The 5,262-nt window shown below is 60.0% G+C and carries 4 protein-coding genes and 1 pseudogene; 4 read left to right on the forward strand and 1 reads right to left on the reverse strand.

The genetic code is table 11. The annotated features are described in order from the left end of the window. Positions 1-252 (reverse strand): annotated as a pseudogene (locus tag AACT07_RS22150) (adenosine deaminase); the annotation flags it as partial. 197 nt (positions 253-449) lie between these two features. On the opposite strand from AACT07_RS22150, the gene AACT07_RS22155 reads away from it, so the two are divergent. From AACT07_RS22155 to asnB, 4 genes are all read left to right on the forward strand, one after another. Beyond that, positions 450-1,199 (forward strand): HAD-IIA family hydrolase, encoded by a 750-nt coding sequence (locus AACT07_RS22155; RefSeq protein ID WP_005337281.1) that lies wholly within the window; start codon positions 450-452, stop codon positions 1,197-1,199. A gap of 54 nt (positions 1,200-1,253) precedes the next feature. Beyond that, positions 1,254-2,828, forward strand: coding sequence for a cation:proton antiporter family protein (locus tag AACT07_RS22160; protein WP_069530070.1), 1,575 nt, complete (start codon positions 1,254-1,256; stop codon positions 2,826-2,828). A 143-nt stretch (positions 2,829-2,971) separates the two neighbouring features. Further along, positions 2,972-3,340, forward strand: a complete 369-nt coding sequence (locus tag AACT07_RS22165; protein ID WP_069530071.1) for a cupin domain-containing protein — start codon at positions 2,972-2,974, stop codon at positions 3,338-3,340. Between the two features lie 191 nt (positions 3,341-3,531). Next, entirely contained in the window at positions 3,532-5,196 is a 1,665-nt protein-coding gene (asnB, locus tag AACT07_RS22170) for an asparagine synthase B (RefSeq protein ID WP_069530072.1), read from the forward strand. Positions 5,197-5,262: the final 66 nt, after the last annotated feature.

Consider the following 5,262-nt stretch of genomic DNA (forward strand, 5'->3'; position numbering starts at 1 on the left):
CACCAACACGCTGGCGCCGCGATAGTAGAGATCGAGAAAAGATTGCAGGCAGTCAAAGTCATAGGCGGCGCGCACGCTGGCCACATCGGGCCAGGGCAGTGGCACATTATTGCGGCGGCCCAGCTCAAACATCAGCTCGGGTTCGAGGCTGCCCTCGATATGCAGGTGCAGCTCCAGTTTCGGCAGTCCGGCGATAAATTGCGCGGCGGTGAGGTGTTCGGGTGTGACTGGCTTGGAAATCGGGGTGTCCATAGCGACGGCTCCATCAGCAAAGTGATCCGGCGTCAGCCCCTCCACCAGACTGACCCGACGGCAGCTTTATTGTGCACCGAAGTGGCGAGACAGGGGAGACTTGTCATCAAACAGACTTATAATGGCGTCACAAAAATCATAAATGATTGAACATCTTAACGATTGGCGGCTCGCCTGCGCCCTGACAAGGAGTTTTCATGAAGAAGAACGTCATCTGCGATATCGACGGTGTCATCCTGCACAACAACGATCTCATCCCCGGTGCCGACCGTTTCGTCCATCGCCTGCTGGAGCAGGGCAGCAAGCTCTTGTTCCTCACCAACTACCCGGCCCAGACCCAGAAAGATCTGCAAAACCGCTTCCGCTCCGCCGGGATCGAAGTGCCGGAGGAGTGCTTCTATACCTCCGCCATGGGCACCGCCGACTTCCTCAAGCGTCAGGATGGCAAGAAGGCCTATGTGATCGGTGAAGGGGCGCTGACCCACGAGCTCTACAAGGCCGGCTTTACCATCACCGACATCGACCCGGACTTCGTGGTGGTTGGCGAGACCCGCAACTACAACTGGACCATGATGCAACAGGGGGCCAAGTTCGTCGATCAGGGGGCCCGCTTTATCGCCACCAACCCCGATACCCACGGCCCCATGATGCACCCGGCCTGCGGCGCCCTGTGCGCCCCCATCGAGCGGATGACCGGCAAGAAGCCGTTTTATGTCGGCAAGCCGAGCGCCTGGATCATCCGTGCGGCACTCAACCGGATGGAGGCCCACTCCGACGACACCATCATCATCGGCGACAACCTGCGCACCGACATTCTGGCGGGCTTTCAGGCCGGTCTCGAGACGGTGCTGGTGCTCTCCGGGGTGAGCAAGGTCGCCGATATCGACCGCATGCCGTTTCGCCCGAACCATATTTTCGACTCCGTGGTCGACATCGATATTGTCTAATCACCACCCAAGCGTTAAACAGGGCAGGTCTCTCCTGCCCTTGCAGGACCTGTTATGGAACCCATTCTGATCGCCGTGGCTTTTGGTTGCGGCATGGTAGTCAATCTGATTGGCCTGCCTCCCCTGCTCGGCTTTCTGGCCGCCGGTTTTATCCTCAACGGCATGGGATATGAAAATACCCCCGCCCTGAGCGAGGTGGCCGATCTCGGCGTCACCCTGCTGCTGTTCACCATCGGTCTCAAGCTAAATATCAAGACCCTGATGCGGCGCGATGTGTGGGGCACTACCAGTCTGCACCTGCTGCTCTCCACCCTGCTCTTTACCGTGGTGCTGCTGGTCTGCAAGGGACTGGGGCTGGAACTTGCCCTCTCGCTGGACTGGAAACTGGCGCTGCTGCTGGGTTTTGCCCTCTCCTTCTCCAGCACCGTCTTTGCGGTCAAGGTATTGGAAGATCGCAGCGACATGAATGCCCTCTACGCCCGCATCGCCATCGGGGTGCTGGTGATGCAGGATGTGTTCGCCGTGGCGTTTCTGGCCTTCTCCAGCGGCAAGTGGCCCAGCATCTGGGCGCTCTGGGTGCTGGGATTGCCGCTGCTGCGCCCGCTGCTGTTCAAGCTGCTGGAGCGTGCCGGGCACGGCGAGTTACAGGTGCTCTTCGGAGTATTTCTGGCACTGGTGGTCGGGGCCGCCGGTTTTGAAGTGGTCGGCCTCAAGCCGGATCTGGGGGCGCTGATCATCGGCATGCTGCTCGCCTCTCATCCGGCTGCGGCGGGGCTGGCCAAGGCGCTCTTCAACCTCAAAGACCTCTTTCTGGTCTGCTTTTTTCTCACCATCGGCCTCAACGGCCTGCCGACCCACGACACCATGCTGCTGGCACTGGCGCTGGTGCTGGCCCTGCCGCTCAAAAGCATTCTCTACTATCTGGTCTACAGCGGCGCTCACCTGAGGGTGCGTACTGCCCTCCTCTCGACCCTGGCGCTCACCAACTTCTCGGAGTTTGGCCTGATCGTCGCCGCCATCGCCGCCAAGGCAGGCTGGCTCTCCCACGAGTGGCTGGTGGCGGTCTCGCTGGCACTGGCGGCCAGCTTTATGATCTCCGCTCCTCTCAATGCCCAGAGCGAGCGCATTTACCACCGCATCGGCCACTGGCTGCGGGGATTGCAGGCGAGCAACCTCCATCCGGAAGACAGACCCATAGAGCTTGGCGATGCCGAGGTGATCATCCTCGGTATGGGGCGGATCGGTCAGGGGGCCTATTTCGAGCTGGAGAACAAATATGGCAACGTCATCCTCGGGGTGGAGAACGACAGCGAGAAGCTGCCCACCCTGCGCGCCCAGGGGATGAACGTCATCGAGGGGGATGCCACCGATACCGACTTCTGGGACAAGGTGCTGCTCTCCAATCAGGTCAATCTGGTGCTGCTGGCGATGCCCCACCACTCGGGGAATCTCTACGCCATCGAGAAGCTGCGCAGCCACGGATTCAACGGCAAGATCGCCGCCATCGTCCGCTTCGAGGATGATATCGCCTCCCTGCAGGAGCAAGGGGTGGATGCGGTGTTCAACGTCTACAACGAAGCGGGCAGCGGCTTTGCCCGCCATGTGATCCGCCGCTTGCAGCCGCTTTGAGTCGTCGGCCAGCAGCCCTTGGCAAGGGCTCTTGGCAAGGAGGAACGCATCGTTTAAGTTATGCACAACCTCGTTTAATAAAGCGAACAAACGCGGGGCCGGGATGGCCCCGCGTTCCTATCTGCCGAAGCCAAGGAGGCACCATGAAGACCCTCAACGACTGGATCCTGCTCGATCGCCATAAGGCGGTCCCTACCCCGCTGATGCCAACCCCCGAGCGCATTAAAGCGGGCAACCCGGCGCAAACGGTGTGGAATCACTACTCCGACCCAAGCCAGCAGTTTCACGTGGGCTTCTGGGCTTGCGAGCCGGGCCGCTGGGCCATCCACTACACCGAGCACGAGTATTGCCAGCTGCTGGAGGGGGATGTGGTGATCCACGACAGTGAGGGCGGCCAGCTTGCTCTCAAACCCGGCGATCAATTCGTGATTCCGGCAGGCTTTGTCGGCGAGTGGGAGACCCTTACCCCCTGTCGCAAGGTCTATGTGATCTTCGAACCCGCCTCGGCTTGACGTTCACGTCACCCTGCCCCGTTGCAGCAGCCCTTATCCTGTTGATCCGCTTGACGCTTACGGCATGATTTTCTGCGGTTTTCCCGCTTGCAAAAGGTTTTTCCGCTAGGCATTGTGTCTGACGAGGAATGTAAATGGAATTTCGAGCCCAAACGTGGGGGCTCATATAAAAATCAAGAGGATTACCGCCAATGTGTTCAATTTTCGGCATTCTGGATATCAAGTCCGATGCAGTAGCCCTGCGCAAATCGGCGCTGGAGATGTCCAAGCGACTGCGTCACCGCGGGCCTGACTGGTCCGGTGTCTATAGCTCAGACAAAGCCATTCTGGTGCACGAGCGTCTGGCCATCGTCGACCCGGGCAATGGCGCCCAGCCGCTCTACAACCCCGAGCGCACCCATGTGCTGGCGGTCAACGGCGAGATCTACAACCACAAAGAGCTGGAGAAGACCCTCAAGGTCGACTTCCAGTTCCAGACCAAATCCGACTGTGAAGTGCTGCTGGCTCTTTACAAAGAGAAGGGCCCGGCGTTTCTCGACGATCTCAACGGCATCTTTGCCTTCATCCTTTATGACGCCGAACAGGATGCCTACCTGATTGGTCGCGACCACATGGGGATCATCCCCCTCTATACCGGCCGCGACGAGCACGGCAACTTCTATGTCGCCTCCGAGATGAAAGCGCTGGTGCCGGTCTGCAAGAGCGTCGAAACCTTCCCGCCGGGACACTACCTGTGGAGCAAGGATGACGAGCTTAAAACTTGGTACAAGCGCGACTGGATGGAATACAGCGCGGTCGAGCACAACGTCAGCGACAAGGCCGAGCTGAAAGCCGCGCTGGAAGCCGCGGTCAAACGCCAGCTGATGTGCGACGTGCCTTATGGCGTGCTGCTCTCCGGCGGACTGGACTCCTCCGTCATCTCCGCCATCACCAAGCTCTATGCGGCGCGCCGCATCGAGGACGATGGCAAGAGCGAAGCCTGGTGGCCGCAACTGCACTCCTTCGCCGTCGGTCTGGAAGGGTCGCCGGATCTCGCCGCCGCCCGCAAGGTGGCTGATCACCTCGGCACCATCCACCACCAGATCCACTTCACCGTGCAGGAGGGTCTGGATGCCCTGCGGGACGTCATCTATCACCTCGAGACCTATGACGTCACCACCATCCGCGCCTCCACGCCCATGTATCTGATGGCCCGCTACATCAAGGCGATGGGGATCAAGATGGTGCTCTCCGGTGAAGGCTCCGACGAGCTGTTTGGTGGCTACCTCTACTTCCACAAGGCGCCCAACGCCCGCGAATTCCACGAAGAGAACGTGCGCAAGCTCGCCTCTTTGCACCTCTATGACTGCCTGCGCGCCAACAAGTCGATGGCAGCCTGGGGTGTGGAGGGTCGCGTGCCCTTCCTCGACAAGGAGTTCATGGACGTGGCGATGCGCTTGCAACCTGCCGACAAGATGTGCGGCAAGGGCAAGATCGAGAAGCATATCCTGCGCGAAGCGTTCGAGGATCTGCTGCCCCACGAAGTGGCATGGCGCCAGAAGGAGCAGTTCTCCGACGGTGTGGGCTATTCGTGGATCGACAGCCTGAAGGCGATGGTAGAACAAGAGGTGACGGATCAGATGTTCGAAGCGGCGGCATTCCGCTTCCCCATCAACACCCCGCTCACCAAGGAGGCCTACTTCTACCGCGCCATCTTCGACGAGCACTTCCCGCTGGAAGCCGCCGCCCGCACCGTGCCCTACGGCAAGTCGGTCGCCTGCTCCACCCCCACCGCGCTGGAGTGGGATGCCAAGTTCAAGGAGATGGCAGATCCCTCCGGCCGCGCCGTGATGGACGTGCACCAGCAGGGATATTGATCTGCTGATTGGCAATCGATGAGCAAAGGTATATGTGTTGATAAAGCCTCTCTTTACGAGAGGCTT

The organism is Aeromonas sp. ANP5 (genome assembly GCF_963870295.1).
Lineage (GTDB): Bacteria > Pseudomonadota > Gammaproteobacteria > Enterobacterales > Aeromonadaceae > Aeromonas > Aeromonas veronii.

What these genes read in the sequence shown, in the direction of transcription:
- AACT07_RS22155 (WP_005337281.1), top strand. Translation starts at nt 450, where the DNA reads ATGAAGAAGAACGTCATCTGCGATATCGACGGTGTCATCCTGCACAAC.
- AACT07_RS22160 (WP_069530070.1), top strand. Translation starts at nt 1,254, where the DNA reads ATGGAACCCATTCTGATCGCCGTGGCTTTTGGTTGCGGCATGGTAGTC.
- AACT07_RS22165 (WP_069530071.1), top strand. Translation starts at nt 2,972, where the DNA reads ATGAAGACCCTCAACGACTGGATCCTGCTCGATCGCCATAAGGCGGTC.
- asnB (WP_069530072.1), top strand. Translation starts at nt 3,532, where the DNA reads ATGTGTTCAATTTTCGGCATTCTGGATATCAAGTCCGATGCAGTAGCC.